This window comes from Phenylobacterium sp. (genome assembly GCF_030646615.1).
Taxonomy (GTDB): Bacteria; Pseudomonadota; Alphaproteobacteria; order Caulobacterales; family Caulobacteraceae; genus Phenylobacterium.
The window spans coordinates 1-19,446 of sequence record NZ_JAUSLG010000014.1; the positions used below are offsets into that span (position 1 = coordinate 1).

Annotated in this window: 19 protein-coding genes and 1 pseudogene; 11 read left to right on the plus strand and 9 right to left on the minus strand. The window is 68.8% G+C overall.

From position 1 onward, the window contains the following. Together Q7S93_RS01970 and glpK are read right to left on the minus strand one after the other, a co-directional pair. A pseudogene (locus Q7S93_RS01970) lies at positions 1–168 on the minus strand (class II aldolase); the annotation flags it as partial. Positions 169–243: 75 nt separating this feature from the next. Beyond that, on the minus strand, positions 244–1,740 hold the full coding sequence (gene glpK / locus Q7S93_RS01975; protein ID WP_304711899.1) for a glycerol kinase GlpK: 1,497 nt from the start codon (positions 1,738–1,740) through the stop codon (positions 244–246). Positions 1,741–1,865: 125 nt separating this feature from the next. On the opposite strand from glpK, the gene Q7S93_RS01980 reads away from it, so the two are divergent. The 3 genes from Q7S93_RS01980 (at position 1,866) to Q7S93_RS01990 (ending at position 4,387) form a co-directional block, all read left to right on the plus strand. Beyond that, a complete protein-coding gene (locus Q7S93_RS01980; protein WP_304711900.1) occupies positions 1,866–2,993 on the plus strand; it encodes a DUF2336 domain-containing protein in 1,128 nt (375 codons plus the stop codon). Positions 2,994–3,050: 57 nt separating this feature from the next. Continuing rightward, the gene (locus Q7S93_RS01985) at positions 3,051–3,833 is read left to right on the plus strand and encodes an NAD kinase (protein WP_304711901.1); all 783 of its coding nucleotides are present in this window, start codon (positions 3,051–3,053) and stop codon (positions 3,831–3,833) included. Positions 3,834–3,895: 62 nt separating this feature from the next. Continuing rightward, on the plus strand, positions 3,896–4,387 hold the full coding sequence (locus tag Q7S93_RS01990; protein ID WP_370652043.1) for an Hpt domain-containing protein: 492 nt from the start codon (positions 3,896–3,898) through the stop codon (positions 4,385–4,387). Positions 4,388–4,391: 4 nt separating this feature from the next. Here Q7S93_RS01990 and Q7S93_RS01995 read toward each other — a convergent pair whose 3' ends face one another. Both Q7S93_RS01995 and Q7S93_RS02000 read right to left on the minus strand, forming a co-directional pair. Next, positions 4,392–5,177: an NUDIX hydrolase gene (locus tag Q7S93_RS01995; protein ID WP_304711903.1), complete on the minus strand. Its 786-nt coding sequence runs from the start codon at positions 5,175–5,177 to the stop codon at positions 4,392–4,394. A 46-nt stretch (positions 5,178–5,223) separates the two neighbouring features. Further along, positions 5,224–6,363, minus strand: a complete 1,140-nt coding sequence (locus Q7S93_RS02000) for a DUF2336 domain-containing protein (RefSeq protein ID WP_304711904.1) — start codon at positions 6,361–6,363, stop codon at positions 5,224–5,226. Between the two features lie 162 nt (positions 6,364–6,525). Here Q7S93_RS02000 and Q7S93_RS02005 point away from each other — a divergent pair, with 162 nt between their 5' ends. Both Q7S93_RS02005 and Q7S93_RS02010 read left to right on the plus strand, forming a co-directional pair. Then, the gene (locus Q7S93_RS02005; protein WP_304711905.1) at positions 6,526–8,325 is read left to right on the plus strand and encodes an ATP-binding protein; all 1,800 of its coding nucleotides are present in this window, start codon (positions 6,526–6,528) and stop codon (positions 8,323–8,325) included. Positions 8,326–8,448: 123 nt separating this feature from the next. Beyond that, on the plus strand, positions 8,449–9,645 hold the full coding sequence (locus tag Q7S93_RS02010; protein ID WP_304711906.1) for a CaiB/BaiF CoA transferase family protein: 1,197 nt from the start codon (positions 8,449–8,451) through the stop codon (positions 9,643–9,645). Between the two features lie 10 nt (positions 9,646–9,655). Here the strand turns inward: Q7S93_RS02010 and Q7S93_RS02015 are convergent, their stop codons facing one another. After that, positions 9,656–10,486 (minus strand): transglycosylase SLT domain-containing protein, encoded by an 831-nt coding sequence (locus Q7S93_RS02015; RefSeq protein WP_304711907.1) that lies wholly within the window; start codon positions 10,484–10,486, stop codon positions 9,656–9,658. A gap of 55 nt (positions 10,487–10,541) precedes the next feature. Continuing rightward, positions 10,542–11,564: an FAD-dependent oxidoreductase gene (locus Q7S93_RS02020; protein WP_304711908.1), complete on the minus strand. Its 1,023-nt coding sequence runs from the start codon at positions 11,562–11,564 to the stop codon at positions 10,542–10,544. A gap of 92 nt (positions 11,565–11,656) precedes the next feature. Here Q7S93_RS02020 and Q7S93_RS02025 point away from each other — a divergent pair, with 92 nt between their 5' ends. After that, positions 11,657–12,169 carry a CinA family protein gene (locus tag Q7S93_RS02025; RefSeq protein ID WP_304711909.1) on the plus strand — a complete coding sequence of 171 codons (513 nt, stop codon included), beginning with the start codon at positions 11,657–11,659 and terminating at the stop codon, positions 12,167–12,169. Between the two features lie 47 nt (positions 12,170–12,216). Here the strand turns inward: Q7S93_RS02025 and Q7S93_RS02030 are convergent, their stop codons facing one another. Continuing rightward, positions 12,217–13,347 carry a ferritin-like domain-containing protein gene (locus Q7S93_RS02030; RefSeq protein ID WP_304711910.1) on the minus strand — a complete coding sequence of 377 codons (1,131 nt, stop codon included), beginning with the start codon at positions 13,345–13,347 and terminating at the stop codon, positions 12,217–12,219. Between the two features lie 88 nt (positions 13,348–13,435). After that, positions 13,436–14,023 carry a TetR/AcrR family transcriptional regulator gene (locus Q7S93_RS02035; protein ID WP_304711911.1) on the minus strand — a complete coding sequence of 196 codons (588 nt, stop codon included), beginning with the start codon at positions 14,021–14,023 and terminating at the stop codon, positions 13,436–13,438. A gap of 152 nt (positions 14,024–14,175) precedes the next feature. On the opposite strand from Q7S93_RS02035, the gene Q7S93_RS02040 reads away from it, so the two are divergent. Next, on the plus strand, positions 14,176–14,322 hold the full coding sequence (locus Q7S93_RS02040; protein ID WP_304711912.1) for a hypothetical protein: 147 nt from the start codon (positions 14,176–14,178) through the stop codon (positions 14,320–14,322). Between the two features lie 281 nt (positions 14,323–14,603). Here Q7S93_RS02040 and Q7S93_RS02045 read toward each other — a convergent pair whose 3' ends face one another. After that, entirely contained in the window at positions 14,604–15,467 is an 864-nt protein-coding gene (locus Q7S93_RS02045; RefSeq protein WP_304712032.1) for a TrmH family RNA methyltransferase, read from the minus strand. A gap of 111 nt (positions 15,468–15,578) precedes the next feature. On the opposite strand from Q7S93_RS02045, the gene Q7S93_RS02050 reads away from it, so the two are divergent. The 4 genes from Q7S93_RS02050 (at position 15,579) to Q7S93_RS02065 (ending at position 19,390) form a co-directional block, all read left to right on the plus strand. Next, positions 15,579–16,835 (plus strand): cytochrome P450, encoded by a 1,257-nt coding sequence (locus Q7S93_RS02050; protein ID WP_304711913.1) that lies wholly within the window; start codon positions 15,579–15,581, stop codon positions 16,833–16,835. 104 nt (positions 16,836–16,939) lie between these two features. Beyond that, positions 16,940–17,614 (plus strand): spermidine synthase, encoded by a 675-nt coding sequence (locus tag Q7S93_RS02055; RefSeq protein ID WP_304711914.1) that lies wholly within the window; start codon positions 16,940–16,942, stop codon positions 17,612–17,614. A 151-nt stretch (positions 17,615–17,765) separates the two neighbouring features. After that, positions 17,766–18,113: a hypothetical protein gene (locus Q7S93_RS02060; protein ID WP_304711915.1), complete on the plus strand. Its 348-nt coding sequence runs from the start codon at positions 17,766–17,768 to the stop codon at positions 18,111–18,113. Then, complete coding sequence (locus Q7S93_RS02065) at positions 18,113–19,390, plus strand: hypothetical protein (RefSeq protein WP_304711916.1); 1,278 nt, start codon at positions 18,113–18,115, stop codon at positions 19,388–19,390. Before Q7S93_RS02060 ends, Q7S93_RS02065 begins: the two co-directional genes overlap by 1 nt. Positions 19,391–19,446 lie beyond the last annotated feature (56 nt).

Sequence of the window (19,446 nt, forward strand, 5' to 3'; positions counted from 1 at the left end):
GTGGTGCTCCGGCCCCGGAATGCGGGCCGAGATGTGGGTGTAGATCAGGTCGTCCCACCCGTGCAGCGCCACCAGCCGATAGAGCGCAGCCAACTCCACCCGGGCCTGCCACTCCTCGACAGCCACCTTGCCTTGCAGCGACATCACGCCAGCAGATCCGTCGGCCATAGCGGCCTCCCTTTGAGTTCTTGTTCTGTCCCTTAAGAATCCCCCTCCAGCCGGCGATCGTCAAGGGCGCGGCGTTCAGCCGTGGCTGAGCACCCGCCGCACGGCGTCGCGCCAGCGCGCGTGGCCGGCCAGGCGCAGGTCCGGGTCCAGGGCTGGGACGGACGGTTCGGTGGCCGGCCGCGCCGCAGCGGCGGCCTGGACATCGGCATAGAGACCAGCTCCCAGCCCGGCGAAGAGCGCCGCCCCCAGGGCCGTGGTCTCCTCATAGCTGGCCCGGGCGACCCGTTGGCCGGTGAGGTCAGCCAGCCGCTGGGCGAACCAGGGACTGCGAGACATGCCACCGTCGATCCGCAATTCCGAGCCTTCGCCAAAGGCCTCCGGCGCGTCCGAGGCCATGGCCTCGATCAGGTCGGCGGTCTGGTAGGCGCTGGCCTCATAGGCGGCCGCCGCAATCTCGGCCAGGCCGGCGTCGCGGGTCAGGCCGCTCAGGGCGCCGCGGGCCTCGGCGTCCCACCAGGGCGCCCCCAGGCCTGTGAAGGCGGGAACCAGCACCACCCCGTGATCGGCGCGCGCCTGGCGGGCCAGGGCTTCGGCTGCGGCGGGGGATTCGACGCCCAGCCCCTCCACCAGCCACTGGATGGCGGCGCCGGCGATGAAGATCGCGCCTTCCAGGGCATAGGTGGTCCGACCGTTGATCCGGGCGGCGACCGTGGTCAGCAGGCGGGCCTGGGAGACCGGGGCGGCCTCGCCGGTGTTCACCAGCAGGAAGCAGCCGGTGCCATAGGTGGCCTTCATCTGCCCCGGCGCCACGCACCCCTGCCCCATCAGCGCCGCCTGCTGGTCGCCGGCCACGCCGCAGATGGGGATGGCGCGGCCCAGCAGGCCGGCCTCGGTCTCGCCAAACAGGCCGGCGCAGTCGCGCACCTCGGGCAGGATCGCCCGGGGCACTCTGAACAGTTCGAGCATGGCTTCGGACCAGGCCTGGGCCCGGATGTCGAACAGCAGGGTGCGCGAGGCGTTGGTGGCGTCGGTGAGGTGCGCCTTGCCGCCGGTCAACTTCCAGATCAGCCAGGAATCGATGGTCCCGGCCAGCAGGTCTCCGGCCTCGGCCCGTTCGCGGGCGCCCGGCACATGGTCCAGCATCCAGGCGAGCTTCGTCCCGGTGAAGTACGGGTCGATCAGCAGGCCGGTGATCTCGGTGACGTGCGCCTCGGCGCCCTGGCCACGCAGGGCTTCGCAAAGGGCGGCGGTGCGGCGGTCCTGCCAGACGATGGCCCGGTGGACGGGCGCGCCGGTGGCCTTGTCCCAGAGCACCACCGTCTCGCGCTGATTGGTGATGCCGATGGCGGCCACCTGGTCCATCCCGGCGCCGGCCTTGGCCACCGCTTCGGCCATCACCAGGACTGCGGCCTCATAGATGTCCTCGGCGTCGTGCTCCACCCAGCCATCGGCCGGATAGTGTTGGGTCAAGGGGCGGGACGCCTCCCCTAACGCCTGACCCGACAGATCGAAGAGAATAGCCCGCGTGCTGGTGGTGCCCTGGTCCAGGGCCAGGATCAGGGGTTGGCCCATATTGATCTGCTCCTCACGTCACTGTCTTTAGAAACTGCGGCGATTTGGTCGACGCCGGTTTAAGCATGTTTTCATTTGCAGCCATCAGATTCGCCCCAACGAACGACTCGTAGCCGGAGGTCGCCTTGAGCGCGCTCGCGAGGACCGAAGAGATCCTGAGTCTGGCCAAGAGCCGAACGCCTGGCGATCGTGAACGGCTGCTTCTGGCCGTGGTGGATCTATGCGACGTGGCCGACAGCGGCCAGATCATGTCAGCCCCGCCCGTTCAGGACCTGTTGAATTCCATCTTCATGAGCCTGGTGGTCGAGGCCGAACGGGACATCCGTCGGCGTCTCGCCGAAAAGCTATCCGGCGTCGGCTGGGCGCCCATCGCCCTGATCAATGTCCTGGCCCTGGACGATATCGAAATCGCCCGGCCGATCATCGCCGCCAGCCCGATCCTCCAGGATCATGACCTGGTTCGCCTGCTCATCGAGGCGACCGTCGAACACCAGATCGAAGTCGCCCGGCGCCCGGGTCTCGGCGCGCCGGTGGTCGCCGCCATCCTGCGGCAGGCCGAGCCCGCCGTCCTCACCGCCCTGGCCGGCAACACCCAGACGGCCCTCGGCCCAGAAGACATGGCCCTGCTGGTCAAGGCCTCGCGCCGGGTGGCGGCCCTGCGCTCGCCGCTGACCCGACGCAGTGAACTGACCGAAGATCTGGCCCAGGAGCTCTATGCCTGGGTCGGCCAGGCCCTGCGCCAGGCGCTCACCCTCCGGTTCCGCCTCGACACCGAGGCCCTGGACGCCGCCCTCGGCCAGGCGGTGGGCGACGCCCATGCCGGCGCCCTCGTCGAGAACGGCGACGCCATCGTCTGGCAACAGGACGACGAGCGCGAAGAGATGGAGAAGCGCCTGATCAGCAAGCTGGTGGCGGCGGGCCAGCTGCGGCCCGGCTATCTGTTGCGCGCCCTGCGAGAGGGCAAGCTCTCCCTGTTCGTCGGCATCCTCTCGACCCTTGGCGACTTTCCCCCGGACATGCTGCGCCGGGCGATGGACGGCGAGCAGCCCGAGCACCTGGCCCTGGCCTGCGCGGCGGTGAGCATCGACCGCAGCGCCTTTCCCACCATCCTGGAGCTGGTTCGCGGCCTGAACGACAACAGGCCGGGCGGCGGCTCCGAGGGCGCGCGGCGGGCCCTAGCCGCCTTTGGTCCCTTCGCGCCGGACCTGGCGGCTGCGGCCTTCCGCCAGACCATGAGTTCGCACCAGGCCTGACGCAGCCTTGCGATCGGCGTTTGACAAGGCGCCTGCGCTGTCGGCTTTTGCACGCCCATGTTCAAAGCCGAACCCTTCGTGACCCGGGTGGCCTTCGCCGCCAGTGACCGCCCCGAGGCGCAGGACGCCCTGAAGGATCTGACCGCCCGCTATGGCCAGGTGCCCCAGGACCAGGCGCAGGTGATCGTCGCCCTGGGCGGCGACGGCTTCATGCTGGAGACCCTGCACGGCAATATGGGCGCGCCCAAGCCGATCTATGGGATGAACCGCGGCTCGGTCGGCTTCCTGATGAACGAGTACAGCGCCGATGGCCTGCTCGACCGGATCAACGCCGCCGAGCGGGCGCTTATCCACCCCTTGAGCATGGTGGCGGTGGACGCCCGGCGCCGCCAGCACCGGGCGCTCGCCATCAATGAGGTCTCCCTGCTGCGCCAGACGCGGCAGACGGCCAAGCTGCGCATCTCGGTGGACGGCAAGGTGCGTCTGAACGAGCTGTCCTGCGACGGGGCGCTGGTGGCCACCCCGGCCGGCTCGACGGCCTATAATCTCTCGGCCCATGGCCCGATCATTCCTCTGGACGCCAAGGTCATGGCCCTGACGCCGATCAGCGCCTTCCGCCCCCGCCGCTGGCGCGGGGCGCTGCTGTCCCACGCCGCCCGGGTGACCTTCGAGATTCTTGAAGCCGACAAGCGGCCGGTCAGCGCCGTCGCCGACAACTTCGAGGTGCGCGACGTGGTCGAGGTGCACGTGGCGGAGAACCGCGACATCAGCCTGACCATGTTGTTCGACGCCGGCCGAAGCCTTGAGGAACGGGTGCTGGCCGAGCAGTTTTCCGCCTGACGGCCCGTCTCATTCGTTGTTAAGGTTCGCTCACTACGGTGGCCCCGTGCGTCCCCGAGGAGATGGCCGTGAGTGAGCAGAATACGGGTCAGGTGATCCAGGTCCCCAATACCCTTCGCCTCAAGGTCGGCGGGCGGTTTGGCGCGGTCGACGCCAGCGCGATCGCCAAGGCCGAAGCGGCTCTGAAAAGCCTGTCGGGCAATTTCGGCGCCTGGCTTCAGGACGAGGTCACCAAGCTCGAAGCGGCCCGGCAGCAGGTGAAGACCCAGGGCGCCACGGCTGAAACGCTCGAGGCCCTCTATCTGCGCGCCCATGACCTGAAGGGCCTGGGGACCACCTACGAATTTCCGCTGATCACCCGCATGGCCGCCTCGCTCTGCAAGCTGATCGACGACAAGGACAAGCGCATGCAGGCGCCGATGGTCCTGATCGACGCCCATATCGACGGGGTCAAGGCCGCCGTCCGCGACAGCATCAAGACCGACGACCACCCGGTGGGCAAGATCCTGGTGGAAGAGCTTGAGCGCCGGGTCGCCGCCTCCGGCGTCGTCTGAACCCCTACATTCCCGGGACGAAACGCTCGCTGACGGCGCCGTAGCCGGCGCTTTCCGGCAAGACCAGCCGCGCGCCGTCGGGCCCTGTGCGAACTTCCGGCTGTACGGCGACCAGGGGCCGCGCCTGGGCCGCAGCGATGGCGGCCGCCGCGCTCGTCGCGTGCGCCAAACGCCCCAGATTCATGCGTGTGGGAAAGACCAGCTTCCGCTCGCCCCGGGCCCCGGCGTCCAGGGCCGCCTGGGGTGAAAGCCAGCAGGCGTCCACGGTCTCCCGCCCGTCGCAGACCGCCAACTGCCCCGCCGGGGCGTGGGCGGCATAGAACCAGGTGTCGAACCGCTTGGGCGTCACCGGCGGCGTGATCCAGCGGGCGAAGACGGTGAGGGCCGAGAGGTCGAGCCGCGCCCCGGCCGCCCGCACCACCTCGAGGAACGGGGTCTCCCCGCGATCGACCGATTGTCGGAGCTCCAGTGGCGCAGGCTCGACCTCGAGAGGTCCGCCATCACGGCGCGTGGCGAGCAGCAGACCCGCTTCCTCAAAGACTTCCCGGATGGCGGCGATGCGCAGGCCCCGCTGCTCCCCGTCATGGGCCGCCCAGCCGGAGACATGGTCGCCCCAGGCGTCCTCATGGTCGCCCGGATGGGACTTGCCGCCCGGAAAGACCAGGGCGCCGGAGGCGAAGTCGATCTGGTGATGGCGCTCGACCATCAGCACTTCGAAGGCCGGATCGTCCCGCAGGAGCAGGAGGGTGGAGGCCGGCCGGATTTCGGCGTTATCGGGGGTGACGCTCATCCGCGAAATCTGGGGCCAGCCAGCCCGATCGCCAAGGAATAGCTGATCAGGCCGTCTGCATGGCCGGCGCGGCGCGCTCGGCGAGGCGGTCCATGCGGTCGAGGAGATAGTCGGCGTCGTCCCGGGCGCCCACATGGGGCTGGGTCAGGAAGCGTTCGAGCATCTTCTTCTGGAACCGGTCGCGATCGCGGGCCCCACCCTCGAACTCCATGGCATGGAAGGTGTCGACGCCGGCGCGGAAGGCCGGCAACAGCCGCGCCGGCAGGCCGGCCCGCTCATAGATGGCCTTGAGGCCCAGCGGCCCGGCGTCGTGGATCATCAGCCAGGTGCGATGGTGCGGCACGCCGGCCAACTCAGCCAGCCCCCACTCGAAGAAGGCCATGTGGCCGTGGGCCAGGCCTCGCAGAAGCAGGGAGGCGGTCAGGCGCTCGTTGCGGTGCAGGTGGGCCACGAAGGCCTTGAGGTCGGCCGACCGGCCAGCCTGGTCCACCAGGTCGAGGGTCGCCCGCTCCTTGGCGCCGGTGGCGATCTGCAGGGCCAGTTCCGGCGATACCGGATGATGGGTGAGCAGGTGGTCGCGGACCTGGTCGCTGACCATGTCGATCAGTTTCTCGGTCACCGCCAGGGGCAGGGTCTGGCGATAGGCCACCGCGGCCAGCACCCGCTCGGACCGCTCGAACCGCGCCAGGACATTCATCAGCGTGGCGTCGGCGAAATCAGCGTTGTCGTTAGCGCAGGCCACTTCCACGGCGCGCTCGGCCCCGGTCTCCACGAGAACGTCCGTGACCCGGCGCGACAAACGCGGGCGTTTGGCGATGGCCACCTGGCGGACAGGACCGCCCAGCCGAACGATCTCGGCCAGTTCCTCATCGGTGAAGACCGGCGAGAAGCTGAGGATCGGCTGGCAGACGCTTTCCACATCCCGGGCCAGCGTCAGGGCCACATCGTGGGGGACGAGGGGCGAACTCTTGAGCGTGACCGCCAGGGCGCGGCGCACCAGTTCGGCGGCGTCGGCGGCCATGACCCGCAGAATGTCCTGCGCCAGCACCTGTTCCTCGGGCGTCAGCGGCAAGGTGTCGATGCGCCGGCAAAGCTTGTGGGCGACCAGGGCGCGCTCGTCCGGGGTGGCGCCCTTCACCAGGGTGCGGATGTCATCCTCGGTCAGCGCCGCCCGCGTGGTCGTCATAGGACCCGTCCCCCTCCGTCGAGACTTCCATCCCGTCCAGCGACAATGATTGGTTAGGCTTAACGGACGGTTTCGCACGCGCCTGTGGATTAAGGCTATCGCGTAACGTCCCGCCAACCCTGAGCCTCTACCTTCGCGGGCGTCGCCGCAAAGGATATGCCTGTGTCATCCAAAGCCGATTCTGTGCGGTTTGCCCCCCGTGGCGCAACGTCGCTGACGCGTCAGGCCCTGGACGCCCAGGCGGCGCTGCTGCCCTATGCCCTGGTGGCCTTCCTGATCAGCCTGCCCGTCTTCGTCTGGGCTGGCTCCTTCGCCCCGAATGCGGCCTGGATGACGGCCAACTTCGCCCTGTTCGCCATCGCCTGCGCCACCACCTACGCGGCTGTCGGCTGGCTCCGCACGCCCGCCGCCGAGGACCTGGTGAAGCGCGGCCGGGTTCATGTGGTCACCGGCCTGGTCTGGGCCGGATGCGTGGCCCAGATCGCCGCCTTCGCCGACAACGCCGGACCGATGCGCGAGGCCCTGCTGCTGATGGCGACGGCCGCCTCGGTGGTCTGCATCTTCTTCACCGCCCCTTGGCTGCCCAGCCTGCTGATCGTCGGCGCCGCCGCGGCGGCCGGGCCGCTGATCGCCCTGTTCGCCACGCCTCACACCCAGAGCGCCGCAAGCCTCGCCTGGGGCGGCGTGGCGCTGGCCTTCGCCCTCTCCCTGATCCTCAACCGCATTCTCCGCCGCCAGTTCGCCATGGCCGCCGAGCGTGAGGAGCTGATCGCCGACCGGGCGGGCAAGGTCGAGGAAGCCAGCCGCCTGGCCCGCTCCAAGTCCGACCTGGTGGCGACCCTCAGCCACGAGATCCGCAACGGCCTGACCGGCGTGGCCCATGTGCTGGCCGCCGCCGCCGGTCGCAACGGCCGGGCCGCCCCCTCGCGGGACCAGCTGTCGGCGGCGCTGGACGCCGTCAGCGACCTGATCGGCGTGCTCAACACCACCCTGGATTCAGAGACCGCCGAGGCCGGCCGACTGGCCATCGACATCCGGCCCATCGATGCGGCGGGCCTGGTGCGCGATCTGATCCTGCTGAACCGCCCCCATGCGGCGACCAAGGGTCTGGAGCTGAACGTGTTCGTCGCGTCGGCGCTGGAGGGCCGGGTCGGCGCGGCGATGGCGGACCCGACGCGCCTGCGCCAGATCCTGGCCAATCTGCTCGGCAACGCCATCAAGTTCACGGTCAGGGGCCGCGTCGAGGCGCGGCTGGAGCTGACCGACTCCGGGCGGCTGGCCATCGAGATCGCCGACACCGGCCCCGGTCTCTCGCCTGAGGAGCTGGAGCGCGCCTTCGAGGCCTTCCACAGGGTCGAGCGCACCAGCGCCGGCGTGCCAGGCGCGGGCCTTGGCCTTTCCCTGTCGCGGCAACTCGCCCGGCTCATGCAGGGCGAACTGACGGCGAGCAGCGCGCCTGGCGTCGGCAGTTGCTTCCGCCTGGAGCTGCCCTTCGACATCGACGCCGCGCCGCAGGTGGATCTGGTCGTTCAGGACGCCGCTGATTTCCCCGCCGAGGGCCGCAAGCTGCGCATCCTGATGGCCGAGGATGACGGCCTGAACGCCGCCATGATGCGCGCCGTGCTCGAACAGCTGGGCCACCAGGTGGTTCACGCCCAGGACGGCCGCCGGGCGGTGGACCTGGCCAAGGTCTGCGACTTCGATCTTGCGCTCATCGATGGCCGCATGCCGGGCCTGGACGGGCCCGAGGCCACCGCCGCGATCCGCGCCCTGGAGGGGCAGGCCGGGCGCCTGCCGATCATCGCGGTGATCGGGGGGGACGCCGACGAAGCCCAGGCCTGCACCGAGGCCGGCGCCGACGCCGTGCTGCGCAAGCCGGTCAGCGTGACCGCCGTCGCCCGGGCCGTGGCCGACGCCACCGCCGCCCCCCGCCGCCTGAGCGCCGGGCGTCGCGTCGCCTGATCCTGAAGGCCTGACCCTGCGGCAGGGCCAAGTCCAGCTTTCCCCCCTCGCCCGCCCCGGTCACTATGGCCCCAAGCGGACCGTCGCCGACCCAGGCGCGGCCAGGGCGGAGGACAGGGTTCAGTGATACTCAAGGGGCTGAAGGTGGTGGAGTTCGCCACCTATATCGCCGCGCCAGGCGCGGCTGGCGTGCTGGGCGACTGGGGTGCCGAGGTGATCAAGATCGAGCGGCCCGGCGGCGACGACATGCGTCACGTCTTCGCCGACGCCAAGAGCGACCTGGGCGCCAATCCGACCTTTGAGATGGACAACCGCGGGAAGCGCTCGGTGGTGCTCGACATCTCCAAGCCCGAGGGCCGAGACGCCGTGGCCCGACTGGCCGCCGGCGCAGACGTCTTCCTGACCAATGTGCGTCCCGCCTCCCTGAAGCGCGCGGGCCTGGATGAGGCCAGCCTGCGCGGCGCCAATCCGCGGCTGATCTACGCCCTGGTCACCGGCTATGGGATGGAGGGGCCGGACGCCCATAAGCCGGGCTTCGACGTCACCGCCTTCTGGTCCCGGGCCGGGGTGGCGCGGATGACCACGCCCAAGGGGGAAGACCCCTTCCTGCTGCGCACCGGTTTCGGCGACCACATCACCTCGCTGGCCACCACCTCGGCGATCCTGGCGGCGCTCTATGAGCGCGAACAGACCGGCGTCGGGCGGATGGTGCAGACCTCGCTGCTGGCCACCGGCGTCTATACGGTGGGCTCCGACCTCGCCGTCCAGCTGCGGTTTGGCCGACTGTCGTCCAACCGCGCCCGGCGCGAGCCGCTGAATCCCCTGGCCAACTTCTTCCAGAGCCGGGAGGGCCGCTGGTTCGTCACCAATCCCCGGGGCGGTTCGGCGGACTGGGCGGCGATGACCAAGGCCGCAGGGCGGCCAGAGCTGCAGGAGGATCCGCGCTTCGTCACCGGGCGACTGCGCAAGGAAAACACCGCGGCCCTGACGGCTGAATTCGATGCCGCCTTCGGCGCCCTGGACTGGGACGAGATCACCGAGCGCCTGGACGCAGCCGACCTCGTCTGGGCGCCGGTTCAGACCCCGGCCGAGGTGGCCGCCGATCCACAGGTCCGCGCGGCCGGCGCCCTGGTGGAGGTGGAGGATGGCCGGGGCGGGTTCGGCGATTCGCCCGCCGCCCCGGCGCAGTTTCCGGGGATCGAGACGACGCCACGGCCGCCGCCCCCTGGCCTGGGCCAGCACACGGTCGAAGTGCTTTCGGAGGTCGGCTACAGCGCCGGCGAGATCGAGGCGATGCGGGCGAGCGGCGCGGCGGTCTAGGGCGCGCGCCTTAGCTGCCGTCGCGGGCCTCGGACAGCATCCGCAGCATCTCGCTGGAGAACAGCGAGCCGCCCAGGCGCTGGCCCGCGCCGGCGCCCTCGGCCGGCTGGGAGCCGCGCAGGATGAAGTCCACCAGGACCTCCTGCTCGCGCAGGGCTTCGGCGCGACGGGCCGAGGCGTATTGGAAGAACCCGCCGTCAGGGACCACCGGCGACGTCTCCCGCGGGCGGACGGCGTCGCCGCCCCCGCCGGTGCGGGTCAGGTTGGCGTAGACCTCGGCCACGGTGGCCGGGCGGCCGCCCTTGTAGAAGATCGCGCGATTGGCCCGGGCGGCTTCGGGAAACAGGCTGGCGGCGCTGGCGCCGGGTTGGGACCGGGTGGCCTCGATCAGGCGCGCCGAGCCTTGCGGCCCCAGGAAGTGGGCGGCGTAGAGCTCGCCCGCCGTGGGCGTGCGGCCGACGCGGCCCTTCAGATAGGCGGCATGATCTGTGGCCAGTTCCCCGGCCATCAGGGAGGCGGCCTGGGGATCGAACCTGAGATCCATCACCGTCTTGCGGGCCTCGGCGCCGGACACCCGATAGCGGCCGTCGGAGCCCTGCTGGATCAGCTCGGCATAGCGGGCATAACCGTATTTCGAGCCATGCTGCTTGAGGGTGGCCAGCCAGGTCTGCTCGACGAACTGGAAGAGGCCGGCGGCCGACGAGGTCTTCGCCTTGGCCGACGGATTGTAGCCGCTCTCCCGGTGCGCCGTGCCCATCAGAAAGGTGAAATCCACCCCCGTCGCGCTGGATGCGCGCTGGATGGCGGTTTCAACCACACCTCTGAGACCCTGGACGGACATGGCCCCTGAATGCCTCCAGCATGGTTAACGGCCCGCTAACCACGTTTTGCGAGCCTCAGGCGCTGAAGCGGCCCGCAGACAATCTGTCCGCCCAGATCCCAGGGTCTTGCCCCAGCGCATAGGCGCAGACCATGGCCCCCACCAGGGGCGCCAGCAGCCAGCCATTGCGCCGCGCCCCGGCGGCCAGGATGACGCCCGGGGTGCGGCCAGGCCCCACCAGGGGCAGGCCGTCCGGGGTGGCCGCCCGCACGCCGGCCGCCGGCGTCCAGGAGCGGTCCGCCAGTCCCGGAAAGATGGCGATCGAAGCCCGGGCCAGGCTGGAGGCCACATCATCCTGCACCTGGGGGTCGGCGATCCCCGTCTCCATGGTCGCACCGATCAGCAGGCCGGCGGCGGCGGGCGCGGCATAGGCGCCTGGCCCGCGCAGGACGGGCCCGTCATAGGCCAGGTCGCCATAGCGCAGGATATGGCCCTTGATGGGCTCAAGGGCCGCGAGCTCCGGCGCCTCTGCGACAAGGTCACGGGAGGGTCCCGTGGCGACGACCAACCAGTCGAGATCCTGCGCCGGCGGCGGCGCGACGCTGAAGCGAACGCCGAGCGCTGCGGCGGCCTTCGCCAGCCCCCCAAGGCTGGCCGCATCGATTCGCTGGTCGGCCTGGACCCGGAGCGCGCCGTTGATAGCCGCCCCATAGCCTCCCGGAAAGGCGGGTAACTGATCGGCCTTCAGAGCCGGCAGGTCGATCCCTAGATGGCGGGCGGACAGCGACAGCGTCGCCAGACGCGCCTCATCCCCCAGCAGCAACGCGCCGCGGCGATCCAGGACAAGATCCCAGGTCCGGGCGAAGTCGGGCCAGAGATCGAGGGCGGCCATCATGAGATCGAGGTGCGGTAGGGCTGTGGGATCCGTCAGCGCCTCGCTCACCGGCGCCAGCATGCCGGCCGCCACGCCGGAGGCGTTGGCGCCCGCCGGCCCCGGATCATGCAGGCTGACCTGCGCCCCGGCCCTCGCCAAGGCGAGCGCGCTGGCCAGCCCAAACACCCCGCCCCCGGCCACGGCGATTCTCAGTCCCTTGGTCATGGGGCTAACGAGGGGGCCCGGCCTCGGAAATCAAGGGGAACCTACGTCTTCGCCCTCGTGTTGAAGCCCCACCTTCGAGAAGGACTATTATGATGGCCGAGGCCCTGGATCTTGCCGTCCCCCCCGCCCTGGATGACCTGGTGCGTGACGTTCTGACTCTGGCGTGTGACCGGGACCTGAGACTGGCGACGGCGGAGAGTTGCACCGGCGGCCTGCTGGCCTCATTGCTGACGGACATTCCCGGCTGCAGCCACGCCTTTGAGCGGGGGTTCGTGGTCTATACCGAGGCGGCCAAGCACGAGATGCTGCAGGTGCCGAGGGAGATGCTGGAGACCCATGGGGCGGTATCCGAAGCCGTCGCCCTGGCCCTGGCCCGCGGGGCCATCGCCAACTCCCAGGCCGACATCGTCGCCGCCGTCACCGGCTTCACCGAAGCTGGCCCCAATCCGGGCGAAGACGCCGGCCTCGTCCACTTCGCCAGCGCACGGCGCGGCCGGGACGCCCGACACCAGCTGGTTCGCTTCGGCGATATCGGCCGGGGCCACGTACGCCAGGGCGCCTTGGAGACGGCCCTGGCGATGATGCGCGAGGAGATCCTGCGATGAGGCCGCGCAGCATCAGGCTCTAGCGGCGCCATCACAGGACTTCGGATCTACTCAGCGGCGATGGTCACCGGAGCGGCGTGGCGATCCTTGAAGTTGATCTCCTGCAGGTACTTGATCCCCGCCTCGGCGATGTCGTCGCCGACCATCTTCTCGCCCTCGGCCTTGAGCTCATCCATGTCGACATAGGTCGCATAGAAGGCCCGGGTGCGGTCGGTGATCAGGCCGGCGTTGAACAGGGTCTTGATGAGCACCCGGAAGATGTTGGTCTGGCTCTTCAGGCGTTCCCGGCGGCTCTCGTCGTTCTGATAGGTGGCGCGCATCTCGGCGACCACACGCTCCGGGTCCAGGCCAAACTGGGTGTAGATGGCCGCCTGCTGCACAGGCGAACCCATGTTGAACAGCAGGGACTGGAAGCAGTGGGCGGCCCAGTCCTCGACGATGTCGCGCTCTTCCTGCGTCATCTTCGGGATGGTGCGGTCGGCCCAGATCTTCCCGAACTTGTGGTGGAAGGCCTCGTCGGTCATCACCAGCTGGAACAGCTTCTTCGCCAGCGGGTCGCGGTTGTACTGGAAGCCCGCGGCGAAGGCGCCCATGGCCAGACCCTCGACCAGCATCTGCATGCCGATGATCTTCTTGTAGACCTCCGGCGCGCCGATGATGTCCACCAGCAACTGCTGGAGAGTCGCGCCGCAGGGCCGCGGCCGGCCCCAGCGGGCCTTGATGTATTTGGCGAAGCCGGTGACGTGGCGGGCTTCCTCGCGGGTCTGGTTGGCGGCGTATTCCTGCGCCCCCTGGTCCTTCAGCACATGGCAGAGGCTGGCCGACAGGTTCAGTGCGCCCTGCTCGCCATGCAGGATGGACGAGAAGTTCCACAGGACCATCTCGTTGATGAACTTGACCTTCTGGCCGGTCTTTTCGAGGTGGTCGAGGACATAGGGCACCCCCAGGGCCATCACCTGGTCGTCCGGCAACAGGGCCTCGTTCTCCATGTCCCATGGCTCGGAGAAGTCGATGTACTTCGGATCGAGCGGATCCCAGAAATGGTCGTGGGTCGCAGAGATGATCTTGTCGAAGGCGGTGGATCGGGCGTTGTAGCGATCCAGCTCCAGCATGGATTCGAAGTCGTCAGGGGCCACCGCGTCATACATGACGTCTTTGGTGATATTGCCGTCGGCCATTGGGTCCTCCCGGTACAGCAGGCCGCCAGAAGACGACCTGAAACATCGTTTGGATAGGCCTTGCTGATCGGCGATTACTGAAGACGGTTCAGCGGCGCCCGAACATCAGCTCAAGGCCCTGGATCACGTCCTCCATCAGTTCGTCCTGACGCAGCGGGTCGGCGGTGCGCAGGGAGGCCGCCCCATGGCCGCAGGCCCAGACGGCGCGAGCGATCTTGTTGATCTCGACGGCGTCCTCCCGGGCCGGCAGGGCGACGGCGACGGCGCCTTCCAAGACCGCAAAGCAGCGGTCTCGGGCCGTCTCCACGGCGGGATAGGTGGCCACGGCGGGATCGAACATCAGGCCAAACAGGGCGGACTCGGACTTGGAAAAGGCGAAATAGGTCCGCGCCAGGGTGCGGATGCGCCCGCCCTGGGGCGCGGTGGCCATCGCGTCGCTGAGCTCGAGCTCCAGCTGGTGGAAGCCCAGCGCCGCCAGCTCGGCCAGCAGCTCGGTCTTCCCGGCATAGTGGTGATAGACCGAGCCGGGCGCGATCCCGGCCCTGGACGCCAGGGTGCGCAGGTTGAGCTGCGCCAAGCCGCCCTGATCCAGGATGGCGCGCGCCTCCTCGAGGAGCTGCGCTCGGAGATTGCCCACATGATAGCGGCGGCGGGCGGCGGCGTCGGACCAGGCCATGGGAGCGAAAATCGACCCTCAGGATAAAAACATGCCATAGATTGGGCCGCACTCCCTTCAGGAAGTCCAGTGGGCGGGCGGCCAGACGCAAAAAATGGAACCAGGCGCCCGGGGGCGCCGTTGGAAGCCCAGGATATTATGAGGGACTCGTGATGGCCCAGACGGCAAACAACACCACCCCGCACCAGTCAGAACCCCGCCGCCGCCGGGATTGGACGGCGTTCGAGAGCCTGGCTTTCGTCGCGGCCTCGTCGGCCTTGCTCTGGATTGCGATCATCCACCTGGCGCAGGCGGCCTGACCCACTCTACCATTTGACGATCACGATAAAATTAGGACACGTCTGAGGCGACGAAGCTTGGCTTTGCGGAGGATGCCGTTAAAGCGTAGTTCATGTATTTGCATGGTGCGCGCCATAGTGAGCCGCTCGGGGGTCAGATGCAGCAGGTCCTGGCGCGGCCCGCCCACGATACTCCACCTAGGGTTTACTCAGAAACTCGCGCCGAGCTTAAGGCTCGTGATGACTCCAAGCGGTGGTCAACCCGGCGGACGGTCGCCTTCATTATCCTGGCGTCGCTGCTTCTATGGGGACTGGCGATCGGCGCGGTCATTGGACTGATCTTCCTGATTTGAGCCGGGACCGCCCGCCCGCGCGGCGGCGAAGTGGTGCAGCACCACCCCGCTGGTGGTCGCCACGTTCAGCGAATCGAATCCCGGCGCCATCGGAATCCGCACTGTGCGCGCCGCCGACAGCAGCGCAGGCGGCAAGCCCGGCCCCTCGGCCCCGAACAGCACCGCGCTGCGGGCGCCGGGCCGGAATTCGGCCAGGGTCTCCTCGCCCGACGGCGTCAGGGCGACCGGCTCCAGCTTCGCCGCCCGCAACACCTCCAGCAGATCCTCTCCCGTCTCCAGCCGCGCGAACGGCATGATCAGCGCCGCCCCCACCGAGACCCGGATGGCCTTGCGATAGAGGGGGTCGCAGCAGGTCGAATCGATCAGCACCGCATCGGCGCCAAAGGCCGCAGCATTGCGGAACAGGCCGCCCATATTGTCGTGATTGCCTACCCCGTGCACGGCGACCACCACGGCCTTCTCCCCCAGCCCGCCCAGCAATTCCGCCGCGCTTGGCCGGGTCCGCAACCGGCCCAGCCCCAGAAGGCCCCGATGGATCGGGAAGCCGACGATGGCGTCCATCACCGCCTGGGACGCCGCATAGACCGGAGCGGCGACCTCATGATCGCCGATCAGGCCCTCCAGACGCCCCAGCCTGTCCTCCGCCGCCAGCAGGGCCAGGGGCTCGCAACGGGGTGAGGTGAGGAGATGGCGCAGCACCACCTCGCCTTCGGCGATGAACCTTCCCTCGCGGCCGATCAGGTCGCGCTCGCGCACCTGGGTGAAGCCGGCGATCCGCGGATCGCCGGGGTCATCGATCCGGATGATCTGCACCGTCAAAACCTCGCCCTCTTACCCCAGGTAAAATCGTGCGCTGAGCGAACGCTAAAAGTTGACGCAGGCGTCATCTTTAGACTAGGCTGATCGAAAATATGGAGGACTCCCATGGCTGACGGTTCGGTGGACATCTTGAAGGACGCACGGGCCAAGGCCTATGCGACGGCCCTGGCCGATCTCAATCCGGCGCAGCCCGAGCTCTTCCAGTCCAACACCATGTGGCCGATCTTCGAACGGCTGCGGAAGGAAGACCCGGTCCACTTCACCGCCGAGAGTGAATACGGCCCCTATTGGTCGATCACCAAGTACAACGACATCATGGCGGTGGACACCAACCACCAGGTCTTCTCCTCCGAGGGCGGCATCACCATCGCCACCCAGGACGGCGATGAAGGCCCCCTGCCCATGTTCATCGCCATGGACCCGCCCAAGCACGACGTGCAGCGCAAGACGGTCAGCCCGGCCGTCTCGCCGATGAACCTGGCGATCCTCGAGCCGCTGATCCGCGAGCGGGCCGCCAAGATCCTCGACAGCCTGCCCATCGGCGAGGAGTTCGACTGGGTCGACAAGGTGTCGATGGAACTGACGGCCATGACGCTGGCCACCCTGTTCGACATGCCGCAGGAAGACCGCCGCAAGCTGACCTACTGGTCCGACGTGGTCACCGCGGTGCCCGGCCACGGCCTGATCGACACCCTCGAACAGAAGATGCAGATCTTCATCGAGTATCACGCCTACTTCACCGAGTTGTGGAACCAACGGGTGAACGCCGAGCCGGCCGGCGACCTGATCTCCATGCTGGCCCATGGCCCGGAGACCCGGGACATGTCGCCCCGGGAGTATTTCGGCAACATCGTGCTGCTGACCGTCGGCGGCAACGACACCACCCGCAACACCATCACCGGCTCGGTCCTGGCGCTGAACCAGAACCCCGACCAGTACAAGAAGCTGCGCGAGAACCCGGACCTCATCCCCTCGATGGTGTCGGAAACCATCCGCTGGCAGACGCCGCTGGCCCATATGCGCCGCATCGCCACCCAGGACTTCGAGATGGGCGGCAAGACCATCAAGAAGGGCGACAAGGTCGTCATGTGGTACGTCTCGGGCAACCGCGACGACGAGGTCATTCACGACCCCGACAGCTACATCATCGACCGCGAGCGTCCGCGCCAGCACATCTCCTTCGGCTTCGGCATCCACCGCTGCGTGGGCAACCGCCTGGCCGAGCTGCAGCTCAAGATCATCTGGGAAGAGATCATGAAGCGCTTCCCCGACATCCAGGTGGTGTCGGAGCCCAAGCGCGTCTTCTCGACCTTCGTGAAGGGCTATGAGTCCATGAAGGTGATCATCCCTACCCGCCTCTGATCGCCCCCGGCGATCACGCACGCACGGCCCCAGGCCCCGTCGTCCCACCGGACGGCGGGGCTTTTGCTTTGGCCCTGAGCCCCGTCGGCGGCTATGCGAGAGCCATGAAGCCCTGGATCCATCTCGACACCGCCCAGATGCCCGACGGCGGCGGCGACCTGCGCCTGATGCGACGCGACACCGAATTCTCGATCATGGCCGGGTCGATCGAGCTGATGAACAGCCGCCTCAGCGGCTCGGAGGAGGCCCTGGCGACGCTCGCCTGGGACCGGCTGGCCGGCCGCCCGGGTCCACGCATCCTGATCGGCGGTCTCGGCATGGGCTTCACCCTGCGCGCGGCCCTGGCCGTGCTGCCGGCCAATGCGCAAGTCACGGTGGCCGAGCTGGTCCCGGCCGTCGTCGCCTGGGCCCGCGGGCCCCTGGCCGAGGTCTTCAAGGGCTGCCTGGACGATCCCCGCGTGACCGTCCATGAGGGCGATGTCAGCCCGCTGATCGCCGGCGCGCCCACGGCCTGGGACGCCATCCTGCTGGACGTGGACAACGGCCCCGAAGGCCTGACCCGCAAGGCCAATGACGGCCTCTATGATCTGCCCGGCCTGGCCCGAGCCCAGACCGCCCTGCGCCCCGGCGGCGTCCTCGCCGTCTGGTCCTCAGCCCCGGACGAGGGGTTTACGCGCCGGATGCGCCGCAGCGGGCTCGCCACCGAGGTCCTGCGCGTCCCAGCCCGCAAGGGCGGCCGCGGCGGCCGTCACGTGATCTGGCTGGGGGTGCGGGTTTAGGGGGGTGGAAGCGTGTGGCGCGTGCACGCCAGAGCGTGCGATCTCCACGCCCCTCTGACCGACGCTCCATCAAACGAACGTCGTTCTTTGAACTACCCGCTCCGGGAGAAATAGGTCATAGTGCACGCGGGGCCTGTGATGGGAGGGGGAGATGGCGGTCAATCTGGCCGAACTCAACGACGAGACGCGTGTGGCCTGCCGTGCGTTCATGCGGCAGCGATTTAGCGGCGCCAATCCGCCGGCGCCGATCACCATGAGCCGGAGCATGGGTGATGGCGGTGGCTACGGGTTCAATGTGACCGACGTCGTGCAACTGCTGGCCAGCGTTCAGGATCGGCTGCGCGCCCTCCCGGCGTTCGCACCATACGCGGCGCATATCGACATCAAAGGCGGCGCCGCCCTGCCGGGGCTGGTGAGCAAGTCGCTGAGCGATGTGGCCCATCACGCCGCTAGCTCGGTCGCCGCGTCGCTCAAGAATGCCGGCGTGGAGCTGATCTGATGCGCTTGCCATTTCTGACACTCCTGATCGCCGCCGTTCCCGCCGCCGCCATGGCCGATCCGCTCGCCGCCCTCAAGCCGGCCGACTGCGGGCTGACCGGCCGCGTCGACAATCTGGTGCTTCGGGATCGGATCCTCGCCAAGCGAAAGGTGGTCCTCGATCTCCAGCTGGCCCGCGCGCTCACGGGCGGTGACCTCGGAACCTCGGCGTCGCAGGCCAATGCGGCCTGTCTGAAGGGCGCCTGCAACCTCAACCAGGAGGCGCTGAAGGGCGTATTCGAGGACGCGCTGGATCTGACATCGTCGGAGCCGCCGGACTTCGCCAACCACGTGGTGCGCCTCGACAGACGCCTGACTCCCGCGCCAGACGCGCCCCGAACCCGGGCGATCCAGTTCCTGGACGGCGTTTCGCCCTGGCTGTCGGTCACCTGCAAGCCGGAACTGCTCGCAGAGGCGCAGGCGGCGGCGCAGGGCGGCGGCGGCGCGGCGGATCCCCCGTCGCTCCTCACGCAGCTGGTCGTGGGCGGTTCGGTCAGCGACCTGGCGCAGAGCTTCGATAAGCGCGGCTTCGGGACATTCGGCTATTCCGAAGATGGCAAGACGGGCACGGACACCAGGACGGCTGAAATCATGCTGGGCTTCCGGCCGATGGCGCTCGCGGGGAAGGGATCGCTCGAGGAGCTCGCCTGGACGCCCTATGTCGAGTTCAAACGGAAGACCGCCGCGACGCGGGCGAACGAGCTGAATGACCTCACCTTTGGGGCGACGGCGATCACCGCCCGGACTTTCGGCCCGCTGGCGGCGGTCTTTCAGGGCGAGGCCGGGTGGCAGACCGACGACCGCTTCAACGCCTCGGTCTGGCGCGGCGCCCTGGCGGTCACGCCGCCGTCGCTGCCGGCCTGTTTTGCGGGGGTGACGGAGCACACCAGCCTTCGATGTTCCGCCCGCATGTTGGTGGACTACATCCAGGTGGATGATCCGGGGGACAAGGCCAAGCTGGCGACGTTCGAGGACTATGCCCGCCTTGGCCTCGACCTCGAGGTGGTGTTTGGCTGGCGATTGGCCGACGAGGCCGTCATATCCCTGCGCGGCGGGTATCAGGCGCGGCGGCCGATCGACGGATCGGAGTCAGATGCTGAGCTCTGGACCGCGGAAGTAGCGCTGGCGCCGTCCAAGGCGTCCCACTTCAACATAGGCCTCAGCTACACCGCGGGGGAGTCCCTGGACTCCCTTGTCTCTGTCGAGACGTTGCAGCTGAAGCTGGGCGTGCGGAAGTGAGGCGGCCGAGCGGAGCTGTGCGGACCGGGCGCCGCGGACCCAAACGGCGCCGATCG